A 20,011-nucleotide genomic window follows, 5' to 3' on the forward strand; every position below is an offset into this window, starting at 1 on the left:
TATGCTGTCACCAGTACACTTTGAACAGAACCACAAAATGAAGACGAAGAGTGTCTAATAAACTCGGGGCTATTCAGTAATTGTCATTCTTGTACCAATCATCATTGCCACCAAACTGTTCCAAATCGATGTTTTTGCTTCCAAATAAACCAACGAAGCAGGCCAACTGCTCAATAACTTCATCAAATGCGAGGGAACTATGAAACTATCTTCTTATCTCTTAGCCGGCTGTATGTCGCTTGGGCTTACTCTACCGGCGTTGGCCAACGATCCTGTGCTCTACACATCAAACCCGGTTCAGGCCTATGAAGCGGTGCAAGCCGTTGTGAAAGACAAGACCGGGCAAAATCTGGGCGTGATCACCGGAGGCTCCGGTGTTTTGCTGCGCCGTGCAGAAGCTGAAACATCAGCGCCTCAGAGTGACATTTTCTGGTCTTCATCCGCCAACACCCTTGGTGCTTATGAAAAACTGTTTGAGCCTTATAAGGCGTCAGCGCTCGAAGCTATCCCACAGAACCTGCATTACAGTGGCGATCTGTTTATTCCTGCCAATGTTCATCTGGTGACAATGTTAGTCAACTCCGACCAGCTACAAGGCAATGCAGCTCCAAAGACATGGGCTGATCTGGCCAAGCCAGAATGGAAGGGCAAGATTATCATGCCTGACCCTGTTAACAGCTCGACTGGCTACACCATCGCATGGGGGCTTTCAAAACTGCTCGATGAAGACACGTTTAAGGCTATCGTAGCCAATATCGTAACATCGGGTTCTGCTTCGAATGTGCCCAAAGGCACAGCAATGGGGGAATACACTATTGGCCTGACGTTTGAGGCAACAGCTTATCCTTATATCGACGGCGGGCAGGAAGAATTGTCCCTCGTGTATCCATCAGAAGGCACATTCATGACGCCGGAATTTGCGGGTTTATTCAAGAATGCCCCAAGCGGTGACAATGCTAAAAAGGCACTCGACAGCCTGCTTTCAAAGGAAGCACAAATTGAGCTTTTGAAGGTCGCATTCCGTCGCCCAAGCCGCAATGATATCAAAGTATCTGAATTCGTTGAACTCCCGGAGCTCGCCGAGGTAAAAGTGTTTGAACTTGATGAGGCAGACGCTGCCAAAAACCGCGACGCATTTCTAGGCGAATGGGCCAAGTTGCCTAAAGCTGGCGATCTACCGCAATAGAGAATTGCATATGGTGCGGTTCAAGGTGTCAGTTTAAGAGCTACGGCTTCATCCAAGCGCCAGCGGGAATATTTCCGGCAGGAAATGGCTTGCATTCCTGATAAAGACCGCGGCGCCATGGCTGACAAGGCAGCAGAGCTTTCCGCACAGTATCCATCATTTTCTGCTACTGATATCATGGAAATGGCTCGTATAACTTGGGCTACTATGGGCAACACAGAGCGCGGGAATGAGATATTGCCCGCCTTGGTAAAAGGATTGGTCACACTCCAATCATCGAAAGGGGTGAACGCCGCGCCGAAGATGGTTAATAGGCTGCTCAATGGTGTCGACAATCTGGGCAAAAACTCCATGAATGAGGTCGGTGTGAAAAACACCATTGATATCATTGATGGGATCATTCGGGCAGCACAGATCGAAAATGGTGAAATCGAACAAAACCACCGGTTCAATGTAGCATAATCAATCTCTACACCGCGTTCAGTCATTATTTACTAAAGATCACGATAGGAAACGGCATAACAGATGCAAAAGAGAATAGCGTGCAGAATGGCGCTTTTGGAGAAATGAAATCTTTGAAGCCAACCATCATACGCTGTCTCCTCACTCAATTACCCTCTCCAAAGGGAACATAACTCAAATGAAGTAAAAAGATGCGATATAATCAAAACTGATTGCCTATGCGGCAATCAGCATTTTCTCGATTTCGTTTACCAGATCACGCAACTGGAAAAGCTTGGGAAGTGCATTTAGATCGCGTGGCGTATCAGAATCGGGATTTAGCACAATCGCTGCAAAACCGGTGATGAACATGATTTTGAGATCTGAATCGATTTCAGTCGCGCTTTTTGCAAGTTAGATTCCGTCCATTTCCGGCAGAGCAAACCACTGCGTGAATATAGAATATGATCTCGCGCGGTATAAAGAGCGGAAATCAATCGAACGGATGTTTGGCAGACTAAAACCAATCACGCTATCGCCACCCGATACGACTAACTCCCTGGGAGTTTCATCCGCATAGTTCATACTGCCACCGCAAGATACTGGCTCAAATTCATCTACGCTGCCTAGTATGAATCATCCAGAAGACTATTCACCCAAAATTCTGATACACTTGCGCTGTTGGGCAGACTGACGATATGCAATATTGAGCTTGCAACATCTTCCGGGCGCGTCAGTACATCAGACGATGATGCAAGGGGCGTTCCCATATCTGTTGCAACAAACCCGGGGCAAATCGCAGTAGACCGCACACCCTTCTCGAACCCGGCATGGCGAATTGCATGCGAAAGCCCCAATGCCGCAAACTTCGACACTGAATAAGAACCTGAAATCGCCGACTTAACACGTTTGGCTGAGAGCGAAGCCACAATCACAACCCGTCCGCTTCCAGTCTTAACCAATTCGTCCCAGCAGGCTTTAACAAGCAATCGCGGACCATTGACGTTGACATCCATCAAGGTGTCAAATTCTTCATCAGTCGCTTCGATAACTGACTTACGCACCATCACACCTGCATTCGCTACAACTGCATCAATGCGTCCAAAACGCTCAACCGCTGCATTGGCCCAACGTTTTGCCATAGCCGGGTCTGTAGCATCATAAGCCTCGATCTGTGTCGATGCAGCATCTGCCCAATCCGGCATTTGCGGGGTTCTCATACCAAGTGAAACATTCCAGCCCGCAGCCAGAAATGCTCTGGCAGTTGCAGCGCCAATACCTCTATTGGCCCCAGAAATAAGAATAGTTCTTTTTTGTTGCATAGGGATTCCTTGACTAAAGCGGAGAAACTGTCCGTGAAACGGCCCGGGAAATTTGAGTCCCGGGCCGTCTGGTTTCAAAATTTCAAGTCTGATCAGCTTTGAATATAAACAACATGGGTTACGGTAAATTCGTAAAGTCCGTGCTTGCCGTCAGCACCGCCAATACCCGACTTGCGACGACCGGCATGAAACCCCTGCATAGCCTCAAAATTCTCGCGGTTAATATAGGTTTCGCCGAATTTCAGCTCACGCGAAGCCTGCATGGCCGCGGAAAGATCGCGTGTATAGATTGAAGAGGTCAGACCATAATCAGAGTCATTCGACAATGCGATTGCCTCATCCAGACTATCGACAATCTGAACGGGCAGAACCGGACCAAAGGTCTCCTTGCGCATGATGTCCATATCAGCTTTAGCACCGGTAATCAGCGTTGGCTCGTAATGGAAACCGGAAGCGCGATCTGCCACCTTGCCACCCAGCACAACCGTTGCACCCTGCGCACGAGCCGTGTCGACAGCCTGAGCAACCTTATCAAGACCGGCCTGATTAACAAGCGGTCCCATATGCAGATCATCTTCTACCGATGGATCACCATAGCGGGTGTTTTCAAACAGGGTCTTTAGCTTTGCGACAAACGCATCATGAACCGGGCGTTCTACATAAACACGCTCGGCACAGTTACAGACCTGACCTGTATTGATAACGCGCGAGTCATAGATCGCTTTGGCGGCCAGATCGAGATCTGCGTCTTTCAAGACAATCGCCGGAGCCTTACCACCCAGTTCAAGATTGACTTTTGTCAGGTTCTTGCCTGCGGTTTGCATAATGTGTGAACCGGTAGCGACACTACCCGTAAAGGTGATCAGGTCAATGCCCGGATGTGATGCAAGCGCTTCACCGGCAACCCGTCCACGACCACCAACCAGATTGAAAACACCCTTTGGCAGATCGGTTTCGGCCAGAAGCTCGGCAAAAACATAAGCGTTAAGCGGCGTCTCTTCGCTTGGTTTGATTACAATCGTATTGCCTGTCAGCAGCGCAGGCGCCATTTTACGTGCAATCAGGAAGAAGGGGAAGTTCCATGGAAGAATGCCAGCAACCACACCAACCGGCTTGCGCAGCAAAAGCATGGTTTCATTTGGACGGTCGCTTGTCAGCACTTCGCCTTCAATCCGGCGCGCCCATTCTGCCATATAATCTATGTAATCGGCAGTAAAATCGACTTCTACCTGAGCAAGACCACGGACCTTGCCCTGTTCCTTGACGATAATATCAGCCAGCTCAACCCGATGCTCGCGCAGCTTGGCAGAAATCTTGCGCAGGTAATTCGCGCGTTCAATGGCGGGCAGCTTTTCCCACGCGCCTTGCGCGGCGCGTGCAGCCTTTACTGCCGCATCCACCTCCTCTGCGCCTGTCTCGGGTATCCTGCCCAGCAATGCACCAGTGGCAGGATTGGTAACATCAATCAATTCGCTGCCAGCCGCTACAAAAGCACCATCAATATAATTCTGATAGTCACGCGGCATATCTGAAAATGCCTGCGATTGCTTGCGTATGCTCATGCCTTTTCCTCCTTAAGCGATGATAATTCCGTTATTATTGTTCGACCTGTCAGCTGTTTATGCCGCATTTTTCTTTGCATAAGGCGGACGCAAACGACTGATGTCAAACACCTTGCTGTCAACACTTGTCGGACTGCCGGTAATAAGATCCGCCATCAGCTGCCCGGCACCCGGACCGATACCAAAACCATGCCCCGAAAAACCCGAGGCAATATGGAAGCCCGGAATATGATGGATGGGGCTGATAACCGGAATTGCATCGGGCGTAGCATCAATGACACCGGACCATTCATTGAGCACACGCGCTTTTGCAAATTCTGGAAACCGTCGTGTCATGTTGCGCAGAGCATTGCGCGTAAAGCCCGAATTTGCCGGCGGATCCATAACGCGGCATTGCTCGAAGATTGTCTGCTCGTCCAAACGCCATTTACGTTTTGTTGCAAGCTCCTGAAAGAAGGAGCCATTAAAACGCAGGCTCAATTCACGCCATGTCGTCAGATATGTCGGTGCAAATTCAGTGAAAAGCCGCAGATGATCAGGCGTAATGGGAGCAAGGTTTAGATTGCGCACCGCAATGGTGAAGCTGCCATCAAGGCGCTTGCGATAAGCAAAATCCCCTGCTCCCACCGGCATATCTGTAATGCCCTCAACGCCATCGACACGGGCAACCGGACCGATAACTTTGAGCTGCGGAAAATCAATACCCATATTGCCTGCAAAAAGCCGCGACCAGATACCACCTGCCAGAACAACAGCCTGACAACGAATTTCTCCGCGCTCCGTCACAACAGAACTGACACGACCAGCTGCCGTTTCAATGCCGCGGACCGCACAATGCGTCAGGATAATTGCACCCTTTTCACGCGCCGCTTCTGCCATGGCTGGTACGGCGATCCACGGTTCAGCACGTCCATCTGTCCCGGTATGCAAAACACCCAGTAGATTGCCGTTATTGCCCGGAATTTTTTCAGAAATTTCGGCGGGAGTGAGCATGCGGGCATCAACGCCATGCCGTTTGCCAATCTCGGCCCAACTCAGCCACTCTTTCAGCTCACGCTGCGTATAAGAGAGATAGCTGATACCAGTGCGTCGCCATCCCGTTTCACGACCAATACGCGCATTCATCTGCGACCACAGATTGACCGAATGCATGCAGAGCGGCAATTCGCGCTCATCACGCCCCATCTGCCGCGTCCAGCCCCAGTTGCGGGCTGATTGCTCACCGGCAATCACACCTTTTTCGCACACAGCAACAGAGATACCGCGTTCAGCCAGTTCAAGCGCCGTGGTAATCCCAACAATACCTCCACCGATAATGACAACATCGACAGCTTTCGGCAAAGTCTCATCACCCGCAAAAGGTGCAACCGGAATAGAAAGCGGCTTCATTTATAGAACTCACTTAAAGAGGATATATGCGAAGTTGATTGATTACTTTACCGACCGGGACGGTCGATAAAGTCACGCAATCGATACCAGCCGGTGAAAAGCGGCAGAAACCACGGTTTCTCGGAATAAAGCGGAATAGCCATAAATTTCTCGCGGTCAAACGCCGATGGCATATTCTGTTGTCCGAGAATTTTACGCGCGACCTGATAGCCAAGATAGGTCATCAGCGCGACGCCATTGCCATTACATCCGACCGCGAAATGCGCACCATCTCGCTCGCCAATATGCGCAATTTTGTCGGCAGTCATGGCAACGCTTCCTACCCATGAATGGGTGATCTTAACGCCCTCAAGTTGCGGCCAAAGTGCAACCATCCGCGCATAAATGCGTTTTGCTGCCTGCTTCTCCGTCATCTCAAAAACACCGGGACGAGACCCAAAAAGTATTCGCGTGCCATCAGGAGAAACACGACTGTAAATAAGATCACGTCTTGTATCTGAAACCATGCGTCCATTTGGAATAAGCTCTGCCAACAGATCAGCTGGAAGAGGCTCGGTTGCGATCTGATAACTCTTCACCGGCACAAGACGTCGGGCGAGCTCAGGAGATGCATCTTTTCCGGTATAGCCATTGGTTGCCTGAATGACATTCGTCGCCCGGATTGAACCGCGTGCAGTGGGGACGATCTTTTCACCGTTTCCGACTTCTTCCACGCGTCCGGCGCGTGCATGCGAGCGCAACATGACACCGGCAGCTTTCGCACGCTCCCGCAAGGCTTTGTGAAACATGGCAGGATGCAAGCCGCCATAATCATCCACCAGCATTCCGCCATGATAAAAGTCTGAGCCAATCACCGAACGCTGCTCTTCACGGGAAATCTGGTGTACCTTAACGCTGGTCTTCTCGTTGAGAAGCGTGCCATGTCTTTTAAGCGTTTCGTAATCGCGTGCAGTATAAGCACCAAAAAAACGCCCCTTCAATGTCAGCGCGGCATCGAGATTCTCGCTGTCAATCAAGGTCTTGAGATAATCAAAGCTTTCATTGCTTTCACCAATCAGCCGGGAAACAAGGGCCGGGTCGATGCCATTAATCGCACCGCCGACCACAAGCTTCTGGGCACTGGAAACCATACCACCAGAACGTGTGGAGCAGCCTGCACCCAGTTGTTCACCATCAAGCACGACAACCGAACGTCCGGCACGCGCCAGATGTGTTGCCGCATTCAACCCGGCATATCCAGAACCAACCACAACGACATCAACGCGTGCGGGTAGTGGATCAAGGTTGGTTTCAGGCTGTGCAGCCTCCCACCAATAGGGAGCTTCCTTGAAGTTCTCAGCATAAATATGGTCGTAGCGGGACATTGAACGTCAAGCCTTAAGGCTCGTCCTTTTGAAATAAAGTGATCTCAGATGCGATCCCATAATAGGAGCGGATGCAGGAATTAGAGAACCTGACCAAGAAATTCCCGCGTGCGTGGGTCCTGCGGGTTATCAAATATCTGTGCCGGCGGTCCACTTTCAACAATCATCCCATGATCTGTGAAGCAGACGCGATGCGAAACTTCACGGGCGAATTTCATTTCATGCGTGACAAGAATACAGGTCAGTCCATCTTCGACCAGTTCACGAATGGTCATGAGCACATCCTTCACCGTTTCGGGATCAAGTGCCGCTGTTACTTCGTCGAACAAAATAACTTCCGGCTGCATGGCAAGCGCCCGGGCAATTGCGACACGCTGTTGCTGGCCACCTGAAAGCTGGCCGGGATAGCTGTCTGCCTTATGGGAAAGGCGCACCTTATCCAATAATTTGCATGCACGCTTTTCAACCTCGGCACGATCATGACGGAGCACCTGAATTGGTGCCATCATGATATTCTCGAGCGCCGTTTTATGCGGAAACAGATTATATTGCTGGAACACCATCGCGACCTCATGGCGAAGCGGACGCATCGCTTTTTCGGTCTTCAGTTCATGAACCTGATACGGTCCAACGCGGATGGTTCCACTATCAATCGGGATCAGGCCGTTAATGCAGCGCAGGATCGTTGATTTGCCCGAGCCGGATGGGCCGATAATGCATACAGCCTCGCCTTTTTTAACCGACAGATCGATGCCTTTGAGAACTTCAAAACTACCGAAGGCTTTGCGAACATTTTTAATTTCGATAAGGGGGGCAGACTGGTTCATAGATTTTCTCCCTTGACTGCACGTTCCAGACGGCGGGCAAACAGCGCAATCGGATAGCAGTAGGCAAAGAACAGGAAGAGCACGGTAAGGTAGAAGTAAACGAGTGCGAGCTCGCTCTCCATGGCAATAGACGTGTTCAAAATGGTGATGACGTCCTGAATACCGGTAACGGTAGCAAGCGATGTTGCAATCATCAGCAGGGCATAAAGGTTCATCCAGCCCGGGATCATGCGCCGGAACGCCTGCGGTAAGATAACATAGCGATAGATCTGCATCGGCGTATATCCGAGCGACCGTGCTGCTTCCCATTGACCGGAGTGAATGGACTGCACGGCACCGCGAATAACTTCCGAAAAGTTTGCAGCCGTTGGCAAAGCCAAACCAATTGTAGCCTTAACAAAGGTCGGAAAAGGAATAACCAGGCCGAAAATTCGGACTTCAAACGGAATGATGTAAAGCATCGCAAACAGCAGCACGAGCCATGGCGAATTGCGAAGAAAATTCATCACAAGCAAAGCTGGCACCCGCACCGAGGCATTCTTCACCATGGTTGCAAGACCCATAGCAGTCCCAAGAGCCGTAGCAAGTGCCATAGCTGCAATCGACAGCAGGATATTCAAGGCAAAGCCGCCAGTAATTGGCCAGCCGGAACCGGACCCGGTCAGAAGCAAAGGCAAGCGCGCGGCAACTCTGCGCCACTGATCAGCACCACCTGAAAGCGCATCGACAGCAACCCATGCTGCAATAGCAAGAGCGATGAAAAGAAGAACAGCTCGCTTCTTATTCTCATATGTCATGACACTGTTCATCATCCACCAGCCTTTCCGTAACCGGGGAAAGCCATCCAGGCTTCAAGCTTGGCCATGCCATAAGTCAGAACCGATACGAGGCTCACATATATAACCAGTACCAGCACCATAACTTCGAGTGTGCGGAAGTTATCATTGTAGATCTGTCCGGCGTAATACATCAGTTCAGGGACAGCAATCACCGAAGCCTGAGAGGTCGTCTTGAAAAGATTACTCAGGATATTTGTGAGTGCCGGAAGGCAGATACGCGTTGCGATCGGCGCTTCAATGCGCCAGAAACGCGACCAGCGGCCATAGCCAAGAGAGCGTGACGCTTCAATAATCGAACGAGGCATGGTTTCAATGCCAGAACGAAATGCTTCAATTGCCAATGCGCCACCAAACAGGCTGAGCGAAATAGCAGCGCAAGAGAAGGCACTTAATAACGGAACTGAAAGGCCCGTCACCGGATCGACAACTTTCAAACCTAAAGTCGACAAGGTGAAATACGCAAACAACATTTGCAGCAAAGGCGGTGTGTTGCGAAAAACCTCGACAAAAAGCTCAATAAGCGCATCAAGCCAGAAAATACGCAAGGTCAGACCAAGCGCACCCAACATACCAATCAGCACCGCAACGAATGAAGAAATCGCTGCGAGCTGAATAGTGTTGAGGACCCCAATCACTAACCAATGCTGGTAGGTCGGATCACCGAGCCATGAATAATCAAGACCGAACAAAAGTGCCTCTCCGAGCTGAGCTTAGTTGTTTACAGCAGCGGCAGCGGCTTTGGCCCGCTCTGCAATATAATCGGAGGCAGGCATGTTAAATTCCTTCTCCCACTCGATGAGCTTTCCTTCAGCTTCCGCTTTGTGAATGGCTTTGTCGACGACTTCCTTGAAAGCCACGTCGCCTTCACGAATGCCGCCACCCATCGGCGCAAACTCATAAGGCTGAACAGCGATTTTGTAGCCGGCCCAGTCTGCTTCACGCAGCTTCATGCGCAATGTGATGTCGTCAAAAACGAAACCGATGCAGCGATTATCCTTAAGGGCACGATAGGCTTCCGGCGGGTTCTTGAAAGCAACCAGCTTCATGCCGAATTCTTCTGTCATCTTCTTATTGAAGTATGAACCCTGAATGCCGCACACAGTTTGACCTTTAAACTGATCCCAGCTGTCGATCTTGGCTTCCTTTGCCATCATGACCGAAGGACCGCCAGCCGAAACATACTGCGTGGTGAAATCGATTACCCGATCCCGTTCCGGCGAAATTCCAAGCGTCGCGAACACAATATCAACACGGCCAGCCGACAAAAATTCAATACGGTTTGCCGCGACTACCGGAACCAATTCGATCTTATCTTCAGAACCAAGAAGTTCTTTTGCAACATATTTTGCCAACTCTATTTCAAAGCCGACGATCTCACCTTTTTCATTCAAATAACCATAAGGCGCATAATCATTTTTCACGCCGACAATGAGCTTGTCGCGCTCTTTAATCGTCGCAAGCGTATCGGCCACAGCATTCTGAGCTGCCAGTACCGCGCACATGGCCACCGTCGACAGAATAATTTTTCTGATCATTTAAGTTCCCTTTTTTGAATATTCAGAATCCACTCGATATGAGGCCGCTGCTTTTTTAATCATTTTCCCATGCAGCCTTTATTTCATCATTGAACACCGATATTTCTCACTATACAAGTTATGTTGGTAGTATTTTTTACAATGTGAGAATTCATGATCAAAAATCCCAAAACTTCTCCAACAGGCGGCACCCAACTTTTGGATCGCGCTGTGCAATTGCTTGATCTGGTCGCTGACGGAGGCAATGATGGGCTTACATTGAAGAGGCTCACGGAGCTGTCGGGGCTTAACAACGCCACCTGCCATCGCATTCTCAACACGCTTGTCGGCCATAAGCTTCTTGCAAGAGATGATAAAAAACGCTGCTATCGGTTAGGCGCACGTATGTCGATTTACGGTGCGCGGGCAGCAAGAGGCCCGGGACTCATAAGCCGCTGCGAAATTGCGCTGACCCGACTACGCCGTCGTACCGGAGATACTGTACACCTCATGGCACGGTTTAATCATGATTCTGTCTGCCTTGACCGCAGAGATGGAGAATGCGTGGTCCCCACCTTAACCGGCATGATCGGTGGTTCAGTGCCACTGGGTGTCGGCCCTGGATCAATTGCCATGCTGTCTTATCTTGATGAGGACGAGCAAGACTTTATCATTCGTGCCAATCTTGAACGCTATTCAGGCTATAAGGGATTAACCGTCGATAGAATTCACGAATTGATAGAAGAAACGCGGGAACGCGGATATGCTATCGATAATGAGGAGCTCATAAAAGGAATTGTAGGAATCGCTGTGCCTATTTTCACGGACGGTGTGACTGCTGGAGCATCCATAGGCTTCACGATACTCGGCGCAAAACTGGCTCCCAATTCCTTAACCGAATACGCCCGCATACTCAAAGATGAAGTAACCGCTATTCTGGATCAGTAATGGTTTGATCCAGAAGAAACAGGCTGGTTCATGAGAATTTAGAAAACAAACGCGAAGTTTAAAACAAATAAATGACTAATTAGAAATAGAAAGGCCCGGTGAACTCACCGGGCCTTTCTATTTATGCACCGTATGGTACCCAGATGTTTTTGACCTGGATAGCTTTACGCAGATAATCACGGCCCTGTGCTTCGGCTTTATTGCTCCAGTTCGGCAGACGACCATTGCTGACCCATGTCGCTTTGAGGTTTCCTGCGGAAGCTTTTTCAACCATAGCGCTGCCATCTTTTGAGCCGAAGTACCAAAGAGCTGCCACTTCATCATGCTCGGCCAAGGTTTTGGTAAGGACATCACGCTCGCCAGTGACGATATTGACGACACCACCCGGAACATCCGATGTATCGAGCAGTTGATAAAAATCACCCGCAATCAGCGGATGACGGCTTGACGGCACGACAACCGTACGATTGCCCATGGTAATGGCAGGCAGAACAAGCGAGACAAGTGAGAGAAGCGGGGCCTCATCCGGGCAGACAATTCCCATCACTCCCCATGGTTCATTCATGGCAAGTGTCACATGACGAGACTTGGTTGAGTGGACAGCACCATCGAATTTGTCGGCCTGTGCTGCGTAGTAGAAAATCCGGCGTAACGATGCCTCGACTTCCTCTGTGGCTTTCTTTTCGCTGACGCCGGTGCTTTCGACCAGTCGATTGATAAAGTCACTGCGGCGGGCATCGAGATTTTCACCCAGATAATAAAGCACCTGCGCCCGGTTATGCGCTGTTGCATTGCCCCAGCTTGATGCCTTTGCGGCAGCCTCAACCGCATTGCGAATGTCTTTGCGGTTGCTGATCCCGACCTGACCGATAACCGTACCAGCCTTGCCAATAACAGAATAACTGTAACCACTGTCGGAACGTACCTGCTTTCCGCCAATATAGTTCTTCATCGTACGGTCAATGCCGTTGGTTGCAATCTTTGCCTCACCTGAAGGCAAAGCGGATGGCACGAAGCTTTCATTCACCTTGGATGGAGCAAGCGCCTTTTCCCAATCGGCTACGAGATATTCGTAAAGCCCTTCACGTGCCCCTTCACGGCCATAGCCGCTTTCGCGATAGCCACCAAAGCCTGCCCCCGCATCAAGCATATTGGTACAGTTGATCCAGACAACCCCAGCCTTCACGTGCGCCGCAAGATCAAGCGCGACATTGATGTTTTCTGACCAGATGGATGCAGCGAGGCCATAACGCGTGTTATTTGCAAGGGCTACAGCTTCATCCGGCGTGCGAAAACTTGTAGCAGCAGCAATTGGTCCGAAGATTTCCACCTGACAAACCGTTGCAGCCTGATCAACATCTGTGAAGAAACCCGGTGCAATATAATTGCCTTTCGCTGGCATAGGGTTGGGTGTTTGCCAAAGCTGGCCGCCTTCCTCAATGCCCTTTTGAATGAGATCAGAAATGCGCTTCACCTGTGTCGGCGAGACAATCGCACCAACATCGGTCGATTTATCAAGCGGGTCACCGACGCGTAAGGTCTCAAGCCGCTTTCTCAGCTTGGCATAAAAACGATCGGCAATGCCTTCCTGCACCAGAAGACGTGAGCCTGCACAACAGACTTCACCCTGATTAAACCAGATGGCATCGACCACGCCTTCAACGGCTGCATCAAGATCAGCATCTTCAAACACAATGAAAGGCGACTTGCCACCAAGTTCCAGAGAAAGCTTCTTGCCAGAGCCGGCAGTCTGCTCGCGAATAATGCGGCCCACCTGTGTTGAACCGGTGAAGGCAACCTTGTTCACGTCTTCATGACCACAGATGCTAGCGCCTGTTGTACCATCGCCCTGAACAATATTGACCACGCCCGCAGGCAGACCAACTTCATGGCAGATTTCTGCAAAGGCAATGGCCGTCAATGGTGTCAGATCGGCAGGCTTTAACACCACCGTATTGCCTGCTGCGAGTGCAGGGGCGATCTTCCATGCCAGCATCAAAAGCGGGAAGTTCCATGGAATGACCTGCGCGCAGACACCAACAGGCGAAAAGCCTTTAAACTCGTCTTCGACCATCTCTGCCCAACCGGCATGATGGTAAAAGTGACGAACAGCGAGAGGAATATCGATGTCGCGGGTTTCGCGCAGCGGCTTGCCATTATCCATTGCTTCGAGCACCGAAAGAAAGCGTTCGCGCTTCTGGATATGGCGGGCAATGGCATAAAGATATTTGGCACGTTCATGGCCGGAAAGCTTCGACCATTTACCAAAGGAGTTACGTGCCGCTTTTACCGCCTGATCAACATCTTCCACTGTGCCAAGCAGAATCTCCGCCAGCTTGTCGCCATTGGCGGGATTGGCTACAGCAATGGTCTGACGACCTTCCGGCTTGGTGAAAGAGCCATTGATGTAATGACCAAACGAACGGCCATGCTGTTCCAGCCACTGCTTCACATCGGCGCTGGCTTCGGGGGAAGGTCCATATTCCATGGTCTTCAGAATGTCCTTGATAGGTCGCATTTTATGTTCCTTACGAGCATTTCCAGCAAAGTTCTTGGCGCCCTGCGCCTGGAAATGCGTAAAAGCCAAATTTAAGCAGCGGCGTGACGGTTGGTGCTCGAATAACGTCCGGTCACGAAGTGCTCCAATTGCCGTTCAATATCGCCAAGCATCGATGATGCGCCGATGCGGAACAGATCCGGTTCCAGCCAGCGATTGCCGAGTTCTTCTTTCATAAGCGTGAGCCATGCCAGAGCATCTTTGGAGGTCTTGAGACCACCGGCCGGCTTGAAGCCAACGATCTGGCCAGACAATTCGCCATAATCGCGCAAGGCGCGTACCATGGTCAGGCTAACTGGCAGCGTCGCATTAACATCTTCCTTGCCGGTCGAGGTCTTGATAAAATCGGAACCCGCCTGCATAGCCACCATCGAGGCGCGATAAACATTGCTCAGCGTGTTAAGGTCGCCGGTCGCAAGAATGGCCTTCATATGAGCGTCACCACAGGCTTCACGCATGGCTGAAATCTCATCATAAAGCGCTGACCAGTTCTGTGTGAGCACATGCTCGCGTGTAATCACGATGTCGATCTCATCCGCACCCTGCTCAACCGCATAGGCAATTTCGGCCAGCCGCAATGGCAGCGGCGTCAATCCTGCCGGAAAGCCTGTCGCAACCGACGCCACAGGAATGCCGGCCCCCTCAAGCGCCTTAACCGCATGGGGCACCATGGTCGGATAAACACAGACAGCACCTGTGGTAATGCCGGCATCGCCGAGCCCAAGCGCCTCCAGAATATCATCGCGTACCGGACGGCGTGCCTTGGCGCAAAGACGGCGCACACGACCTTCAGTATCGTCACCGGCAAGGGTAGTCAGATCAATGCATTGAATCGCCCGGACAAGCCAAGCTGCCTGATATTCTTTCTTGATCGAACGACGTGTCGGCAAGCTCGAAGCACGCCGCTCCGATGCACTGCGGTTTACAACAACATCTTCAAACCATTCAGGCCGTAAAGATGTGCCACTATTGCGGGGAAAATTCATAATTTCATCAACCATACTCGCAGAGGAAGAAAGCGTAGTGAAACTGGCAGGAATTGAGACCGTCATCCTCGGCCCTTTCTGTGATCGATAAACCGGTTAAGAAGAATGGCAGCGACAATAATGACCCCGGTAACGGTCATCTGATAGAAAGACCCCCAACCAAGCAGGTTGAAGATATTTCTGAGCACCTGAAGCAGCATGACTGCGAAGAACGTGCCCAATATGCTGCCACGCCCGCCAAACAAACTGGTTCCGCCCAGCACGACAGCAGCGATTGCATCGAGTTCAAGGCCCTGTGCCGCTGTTGGCTGCCCGATGCGCAAACGAGAGGTAAGCAATATGCCAGCAAAAGATGCCATCAGACCGGAAATCGAAAAGACGGCGATGATCATGCCACGTGTCGGCAAACCGGAAAGGCGTGCAGCTTCAGGATTGCCACCCGTTGCATAGACATATTCGCCAAAAACCGTATAGCGAAGAACAAGACCCGCAATAATACAAAGGGCAATGAAGATTATTCCCATTGAGGCTATAGCGAAGCCCGGGAAGACTGGCACCATTGTTGAACTGATCGTTGCAAAACCTGCTGGTAATCCACTCACAGGAACGCCATCAGTCAAAAGATAAGTCAGGCCACGAAATGAAACCAAACCGGCCAGTGTGATAATAAAGCTCGGCACCTGTGCGAGGGCGGATATAGCTCCCATTCCTGCTCCGCAAGCCATACCTGCAAATGCAGTTATGACAACGGCTACAACCGGATCATAACCTTGCGCCATGAGCACGGCGACCAGCATGCCACAAAGTGCGGCAACGCTCCCCACTGACAAATCAATATTGCCGGTCAGAATGACGAAGGTCATGCCAACCGCAACAACGCCGACAACCGATGCCTGCTGAAACAGGTTTGCAATATTACCGAAGGTTAGAAAGTTGCTGGAAAGACTGGAGGCGATTGCAACGACCAACAGGAAGATAACGATAAAATTATATTCTACCGCCAGATTGATCAGGCGTTTGGTCACAGGAGCCCTGTCTGCTTGAGCGCTCAATAATGGTGTATCAGTGCTGGACATGGAAACTGTCCCCCAGAATTGTTGTTTTCAGGATCGTGTCACGATCGGTTTTTGAAGGATCATAGCGAGCAATAATGCGGCCTTCATGGAAGACCCATATGCTATCGCAGGATGAGTAAAGTTCATCCAGTTCACTGCTGGCGACGATAACAGCTGCGCCCTCATCGGCAAGCTTGTGGACCAGATTATAGAGATCAGCCTTGGCACCAATATCAAGTCCGCGACTTGGTTCATCGAGCAGCAGAATTCGGGCGCCATTGATTATCCACTTGGCCAGAACAACCTTTTGCTGATTACCGCCGGAAAGCTGGACAACCGACTGTTCGGGAAAACCATATTTGATTGAAAGACTAGCGAGAACTGGCTGCGTGCGCTGTTTCTGGAAACTGTGGCGGGTAAGCCAGTTCGATTTCATAGCTGGCAAAGTGGCATTCTTATAGATTGGCGCATGAAGGATAAGCCCTTCAGTCTTTCGGTTCTCCGGCACAAGCCCAATACCGAACCGAATGGCGTCTGATGGATAACGCGGCTTAAACGGCTTGCCATCAATCTGAACATCGCCCTGAAAAGCCCGTGCTCCAAACAGTGATTTCAGAAAGCTCGTACGCCCGGAACCATTCAGCCCCGTCAACCCCGTCACTTCACCCCAACGCACCTGAAAATCATCAATATGCAGGCCTTCATCGCCTTTGAGACTGGTCACCTTCAGCGCGACTTCACCTGTTGCTGGCGGACGTTCCTGTCGCTCGACCAGTGAGCGCTCGCGGCCTATAATCGCCTCGACCAGCATTTCATCGCCGGTAGAACTCAATTCAAAAGTCTCGATCGTTTTGCCGCCGCGCAAGACAGTCACGCGGTCACCAATTTCACGCAGCTCACCAAGGCGATGGCTGACATAAAGGATTGCAACCCCTTGCCGGGTCAGTTCGCGAATAACCTCAAAAACGCTTTTGAGTTCTGTTTCGTTAAGCGCTGCCGACGGCTCATCCATAATGATGATTTTTGCGTCCATGGTCAGTGAACGCGCGATTGCAGTAAGTTGCTGGTTTGCGACCGATAGCGTCTCAATACGCGCATCGGGTGCGAAATTCGCCCCCACTCGCTTGAGTGCTTCCACAGCTTTGCGCCGACGATCCTTTTTTCTCAGAAAGCCTAATGTTTTTGGCGCATGTCCCAGAAACATATTTTCTTCGACGGTCAGTTGCGGAACCAGATCAAGTTCCTGATAAATCATCGAAATACCAAGACGTGAGGCTTCCGACGGTGATCTTGGCGAGACTTTTTTGCCATCTATCGCGACAGTGCCCGTCGAAGGGCGCAGTGCACCCGCAATGATTTTGAGAAATGTCGACTTTCCAGCGCCATTTGCGCCCAGCAAACAATGTATTTCGCCTTTTTGAATGTCGATTGAAGCATGTTCCAGCGCAACAATATTGGGCGGAAACCGCTTGGAGACGTTGCTTACGGACAAAACGCTATGGGACATTTGAAACCTCTAGGGCATGTCGTGCTGTGGCCTCATCGGTCACGATAACCTTGAGATATCCAGCTGCGAGTGCGGCGACAGCGATATTGTGTTTTTCGGGACCGGAAACGACGCCGATACTGTGTTGCTTTCTGGAAAGGGATTCCAGGCGCAATCCCAGTGTACGATCATCGATCGAGCTATCGACAATGGCGCCCTTCATATCGACAAAGCGTCCAAGAATATCACCCACGGCACCCGCATCACGCAAACGATCAATGTCGGTTTCGTTGAGATAACCTGAGCTTAAAAGGACCGATTGATGCGTGATGCCGCCCATGCCAAAACAAACGGTTTCTGCCTGTTCTGCCAGTTCCATCACCCGCTCGACAATTGGATCCTCTTCAAGCGCATCGCGTGTACTCTTCTTGCCAAGAATGGCCGGAACCGGCAGCAATGTGGTTTTGCCATTGCCTGCTGCGGCTGCAAATTCTTCAGCAACGGCACTGGTTCTGACGGTTGTTGAATGCAGATGCGTTGATCCATTGACTAAGACGACATGCAATCCGGGGCACCAGTTGCTTGGCAAAAATTTCGCCACGGCGGACATGGTTCGCCCCCAGGAAACCCCCACTAAGTCTGGCTTTGGATGCATGGCTGCAAGATAATGTGCCGCCGCCTGCGCCACACTTTCCATCAACAAAGCCGAATCTGTGCTGTCCCCTGTCGGCACTACGATTGCATCATGAAGATGATATTGCTGCTGCAACATGATTTCGAGTTCGGTGCGGCGCTGTGCACGTGGAGTAATCTCAATCCTGACAACACCCAGCTCCTTGGCTTCGGTCATAAGCCGTCCCACCTGCCAGCGGGTAAGTCCAAGTTCCTTTGCGATCTCACTCTGCGTCCGCTCGAGTTCATAATAGAGCTTGGCAACCCGCACCATAAGATGCTCGCGCTGTTCATCGGAAGGAAGACGTACGGATGGGTTCAAACGGCTGTCGTTCATATTGGAGCTCCTGTTGCCTGTCGCGCAGACAACCGATGCAGCGTGGGAGTCAGCGCTGCGGTTGCTTCGCGATAAAGCTCCAATGTATCCGCGAACCAAGCACTGCGCACCGCATTTGGATGCAATTCCTCTGTATATGCAGCGCAATTTTTTGCGGCTGTAATCAAGTCAGGGAAAAATCCCAGTGCATGGGCCGCACTGACCGAAGCGCCAATGAGCGAGAGATTGTCGCTTTGCGCAACCAAGACTGGACGCGCAAAAGCATCAACTGTGCTTTGCAGCCATAGCGGGTTTTTACAAATACCGCCGGCCATAACGATACGGTTGATCGTTACATCGCGTTTTTCCAAAGAGTAGAGAACATTGGCCGAGCCAAGCGCGATTGAGTCAACGGCCGATGCATAAATATCTGCTCTTCCATGTCCCAGCGAAAGCCCCAGCATTGCACCGCGCAAGTGCCCATCCCGGTAAGGTGTCCGGTTCCCCATCCAGTAATCAAGGGTTAGCAATCCAGAGCCAGCCTGTTGCGCGACACTGGCCTGTTGAATAAGTGCCCTGTGCTCATCAGCATCCAGACCAAATATCTGACCGCTTAACCAGTTGAGAATGGAACCAGTAGAGACCTGCCCTGCCTCAACCAGCCAGTAATCATCCACCAGCGCATTGGGATAAGGCCCCCAAAAGCCGTTAACATCGCTATAGCCTGCAAGATGCGTCAAAAGCACATTGGACGTGCCGCCGATAGCGAGCATCGAGCCAACATCAACTGTATCGGATCCGAGCATACCGATATGCGCGTCAATTCCGCCCTGCGCAATCAGCGGACAGGAAGTCAATCCAAGCGCTTCAGCCACATGCTTTTGCAAAGCGCCAATGGTTCCGCCAACAGGAATAATGCGCTGCGGGAGTTTAGCTGCCAGCTCTTCAACACCAAGCTGCGTATAAATTTCAGGAACGAACCGGGATGCAAGAGAATCGTAATTCCATTTGCAGGCTGCGTTCATACGCGAGCCAACCCATTCACCTGACAGCTTGAAATTGATGAAATCAAGGGCTTCGCAAATGACGTCTGCCTGCGCATAGATTTCCGGCTCATTGCGCGCCAGCCACATTGCTTTCGGAACAAGCCATTCCACCGCATCGCCACCACCGCTAAAGGCCATCACGGGATGATCGACCTGTGTGGTAAGATGCGCTTCCGCTGTGGCGCGACAATCCATCCATAACAAGGCCGGACGCAAAGGCTGGCCATCCCTTTTGCACACGGCGACAGTTGATGCCGTCGTTGCAGCACAGATTGCAGCCACATCCCGTATGCCACTTTGCTCAACAGCCTTGCGACCCGCAACCAAAAGGGCTTCCCACCATTCACCCGGCTGCTGCTCAGCCCATCCGGCGCGTGGATAGGTGGTGTTATATTGTACTTCAGCAACAGCAATCATATTGCGTCGCTCAAGGTCATATACACCGGCACGAACGCTGCCGGTGCCAAGATCAAAACTAAGAACACATGTCATGTAAAACCT

General features: G+C 51.1%; 17 protein-coding genes and 2 pseudogenes. 4 read left to right on the forward strand and 15 right to left on the reverse strand.

Features of this window, described 5'->3' with window-relative positions; genetic code table 11:
* Nucleotides 1-199 precede the first annotated feature (199 nt).
* Together FHY56_RS16235 and FHY56_RS16240 are read left to right on the forward strand one after the other, a co-directional pair.
* Nucleotides 200-1,186, forward strand: coding sequence for an extracellular solute-binding protein (locus tag FHY56_RS16235; protein ID WP_140906198.1), 987 nt, complete (start codon nt 200-202; stop codon nt 1,184-1,186).
* A 117-nt stretch (nt 1,187-1,303) separates the two neighbouring features.
* The gene (locus tag FHY56_RS16240; RefSeq protein WP_140906199.1) at nt 1,304-1,648 is read left to right on the forward strand and encodes a hypothetical protein; all 345 of its coding nucleotides are present in this window, start codon (nt 1,304-1,306) and stop codon (nt 1,646-1,648) included.
* Nucleotides 1,649-1,864: 216 nt separating this feature from the next.
* Here FHY56_RS16240 and FHY56_RS16245 read toward each other — a convergent pair.
* Nucleotides 1,865-2,065, reverse strand: a pseudogene (locus tag FHY56_RS16245) (response regulator); the annotation flags it as partial.
* Between FHY56_RS16245 and FHY56_RS18445 the strand changes: the two are divergent.
* Nucleotides 2,049-2,257, forward strand: a pseudogene (locus FHY56_RS18445) (IS5 family transposase); the annotation flags it as partial. The pseudogenes FHY56_RS16245 and FHY56_RS18445 sit on opposite strands and share 17 nt — an antisense overlap.
* Here the strand turns inward: FHY56_RS18445 and FHY56_RS16250 are convergent.
* The 8 genes from FHY56_RS16250 to FHY56_RS16285 all read right to left on the reverse strand — a co-directional run bounded on the left by FHY56_RS16250 (nt 2,254) and on the right by FHY56_RS16285 (nt 10,465).
* Nucleotides 2,254-2,949 carry an SDR family NAD(P)-dependent oxidoreductase gene (locus tag FHY56_RS16250; protein WP_140906200.1) on the reverse strand — a complete coding sequence of 232 codons (696 nt, stop codon included), beginning with the start codon at nt 2,947-2,949 and terminating at the stop codon, nt 2,254-2,256. The pseudogene FHY56_RS18445 and the gene FHY56_RS16250 overlap by 4 nt on opposite strands.
* Nucleotides 2,950-3,041: 92 nt before the next feature.
* Nucleotides 3,042-4,511 (reverse strand): aldehyde dehydrogenase, encoded by a 1,470-nt coding sequence (aldA, locus tag FHY56_RS16255; RefSeq protein ID WP_235889527.1) that lies wholly within the window; start codon nt 4,509-4,511, stop codon nt 3,042-3,044.
* Between the two features lie 57 nt (nt 4,512-4,568).
* Nucleotides 4,569-5,900: an NAD(P)/FAD-dependent oxidoreductase gene (locus tag FHY56_RS16260; protein ID WP_140906201.1), complete on the reverse strand. Its 1,332-nt coding sequence runs from the start codon at nt 5,898-5,900 to the stop codon at nt 4,569-4,571.
* Nucleotides 5,901-5,947: 47 nt separating this feature from the next.
* On the reverse strand, nt 5,948-7,264 hold the full coding sequence (locus FHY56_RS16265) for an NAD(P)/FAD-dependent oxidoreductase (RefSeq protein WP_140906202.1): 1,317 nt from the start codon (nt 7,262-7,264) through the stop codon (nt 5,948-5,950).
* An 80-nt stretch (nt 7,265-7,344) separates the two neighbouring features.
* Nucleotides 7,345-8,091, reverse strand: a complete 747-nt coding sequence (locus tag FHY56_RS16270; RefSeq protein ID WP_140906203.1) for an amino acid ABC transporter ATP-binding protein — start codon at nt 8,089-8,091, stop codon at nt 7,345-7,347.
* A complete protein-coding gene (locus FHY56_RS16275; RefSeq protein WP_235889528.1) occupies nt 8,088-8,888 on the reverse strand; it encodes an amino acid ABC transporter permease in 801 nt (266 codons plus the stop codon). The genes FHY56_RS16270 and FHY56_RS16275 overlap by 4 nt, the downstream gene beginning before the upstream one ends.
* Before the next feature lie 11 nt (nt 8,889-8,899).
* Nucleotides 8,900-9,619, reverse strand: coding sequence for an amino acid ABC transporter permease (locus FHY56_RS16280; RefSeq protein WP_140906204.1), 720 nt, complete (start codon nt 9,617-9,619; stop codon nt 8,900-8,902).
* Nucleotides 9,620-9,640: 21 nt separating this feature from the next.
* Complete coding sequence (locus tag FHY56_RS16285) at nt 9,641-10,465, reverse strand: transporter substrate-binding domain-containing protein (RefSeq protein WP_140906205.1); 825 nt, start codon at nt 10,463-10,465, stop codon at nt 9,641-9,643.
* 153 nt (nt 10,466-10,618) lie between these two features.
* Here FHY56_RS16285 and FHY56_RS16290 point away from each other — a divergent pair, with 153 nt between their 5' ends.
* Nucleotides 10,619-11,392, forward strand: coding sequence for an IclR family transcriptional regulator (locus tag FHY56_RS16290; RefSeq protein WP_140906206.1), 774 nt, complete (start codon nt 10,619-10,621; stop codon nt 11,390-11,392).
* A gap of 121 nt (nt 11,393-11,513) precedes the next feature.
* Here FHY56_RS16290 and FHY56_RS16295 read toward each other — a convergent pair whose 3' ends face one another.
* From FHY56_RS16295 to FHY56_RS16320, 6 genes are all read right to left on the reverse strand, one after another.
* Nucleotides 11,514-13,910, reverse strand: a complete 2,397-nt coding sequence (locus tag FHY56_RS16295) for an aldehyde dehydrogenase family protein (RefSeq protein ID WP_168927621.1) — start codon at nt 13,908-13,910, stop codon at nt 11,514-11,516.
* A gap of 71 nt (nt 13,911-13,981) precedes the next feature.
* The gene (deoC, locus tag FHY56_RS16300) at nt 13,982-14,935 is read right to left on the reverse strand and encodes a deoxyribose-phosphate aldolase (RefSeq protein WP_140906242.1); all 954 of its coding nucleotides are present in this window, start codon (nt 14,933-14,935) and stop codon (nt 13,982-13,984) included.
* A 62-nt stretch (nt 14,936-14,997) separates the two neighbouring features.
* Nucleotides 14,998-16,011: an ABC transporter permease gene (locus FHY56_RS16305; protein WP_140906207.1), complete on the reverse strand. Its 1,014-nt coding sequence runs from the start codon at nt 16,009-16,011 to the stop codon at nt 14,998-15,000.
* Nucleotides 15,998-17,497, reverse strand: coding sequence for a sugar ABC transporter ATP-binding protein (locus FHY56_RS16310; protein WP_140906208.1), 1,500 nt, complete (start codon nt 17,495-17,497; stop codon nt 15,998-16,000). Before FHY56_RS16310 ends, FHY56_RS16305 begins: the two co-directional genes overlap by 14 nt.
* Nucleotides 17,487-18,485: a sugar-binding transcriptional regulator gene (locus tag FHY56_RS16315; protein ID WP_140906209.1), complete on the reverse strand. Its 999-nt coding sequence runs from the start codon at nt 18,483-18,485 to the stop codon at nt 17,487-17,489. Before FHY56_RS16315 ends, FHY56_RS16310 begins: the two co-directional genes overlap by 11 nt.
* Complete coding sequence (locus FHY56_RS16320; protein ID WP_140906210.1) at nt 18,482-20,002, reverse strand: FGGY-family carbohydrate kinase; 1,521 nt, start codon at nt 20,000-20,002, stop codon at nt 18,482-18,484. The genes FHY56_RS16315 and FHY56_RS16320 overlap by 4 nt, the downstream gene beginning before the upstream one ends.
* Between the last annotated feature and the right edge of the window lie 9 nt (nt 20,003-20,011).

It is taken from the genome of Brucella gallinifaecis (genome assembly GCF_006476605.1).
GTDB lineage: Bacteria > Pseudomonadota > Alphaproteobacteria > Rhizobiales > Rhizobiaceae > Brucella > Brucella gallinifaecis.

Excerpts from the sequence above, each read along its gene's own strand:
- deoC (WP_140906242.1), bottom strand. The coding sequence starts at position 14,935 with ATGAATTTTCCCCGCAATAGTGGCACATCTTTACGGCCTGAATGGTTT.
- FHY56_RS16275 (WP_235889528.1), bottom strand. The coding sequence starts at position 8,888 with ATGACATATGAGAATAAGAAGCGAGCTGTTCTTCTTTTCATCGCTCTT.
- FHY56_RS16315 (WP_140906209.1), bottom strand. The coding sequence starts at position 18,485 with ATGAACGACAGCCGTTTGAACCCATCCGTACGTCTTCCTTCCGATGAA.
- FHY56_RS16250 (WP_140906200.1), bottom strand. The coding sequence starts at position 2,949 with ATGCAACAAAAAAGAACTATTCTTATTTCTGGGGCCAATAGAGGTATT.
- FHY56_RS16285 (WP_140906205.1), bottom strand. The coding sequence starts at position 10,465 with ATGATCAGAAAAATTATTCTGTCGACGGTGGCCATGTGCGCGGTACTG.
- FHY56_RS16265 (WP_140906202.1), bottom strand. The coding sequence starts at position 7,264 with ATGTCCCGCTACGACCATATTTATGCTGAGAACTTCAAGGAAGCTCCC.
- FHY56_RS16270 (WP_140906203.1), bottom strand. The coding sequence starts at position 8,091 with ATGAACCAGTCTGCCCCCCTTATCGAAATTAAAAATGTTCGCAAAGCC.
- FHY56_RS16240 (WP_140906199.1), top strand. The coding sequence starts at position 1,304 with ATGGCTGACAAGGCAGCAGAGCTTTCCGCACAGTATCCATCATTTTCT.
- FHY56_RS16310 (WP_140906208.1), bottom strand. The coding sequence starts at position 17,497 with ATGTCCCATAGCGTTTTGTCCGTAAGCAACGTCTCCAAGCGGTTTCCG.
- FHY56_RS16260 (WP_140906201.1), bottom strand. The coding sequence starts at position 5,900 with ATGAAGCCGCTTTCTATTCCGGTTGCACCTTTTGCGGGTGATGAGACT.
- FHY56_RS16305 (WP_140906207.1), bottom strand. The coding sequence starts at position 16,011 with ATGTCCAGCACTGATACACCATTATTGAGCGCTCAAGCAGACAGGGCT.
- FHY56_RS16235 (WP_140906198.1), top strand. The coding sequence starts at position 200 with ATGAAACTATCTTCTTATCTCTTAGCCGGCTGTATGTCGCTTGGGCTT.
- FHY56_RS16295 (WP_168927621.1), bottom strand. The coding sequence starts at position 13,910 with ATGCGACCTATCAAGGACATTCTGAAGACCATGGAATATGGACCTTCC.
- aldA (WP_235889527.1), bottom strand. The coding sequence starts at position 4,511 with ATGAGCATACGCAAGCAATCGCAGGCATTTTCAGATATGCCGCGTGAC.
- FHY56_RS16320 (WP_140906210.1), bottom strand. The coding sequence starts at position 20,002 with ATGACATGTGTTCTTAGTTTTGATCTTGGCACCGGCAGCGTTCGTGCC.
- FHY56_RS16290 (WP_140906206.1), top strand. The coding sequence starts at position 10,619 with ATGATCAAAAATCCCAAAACTTCTCCAACAGGCGGCACCCAACTTTTG.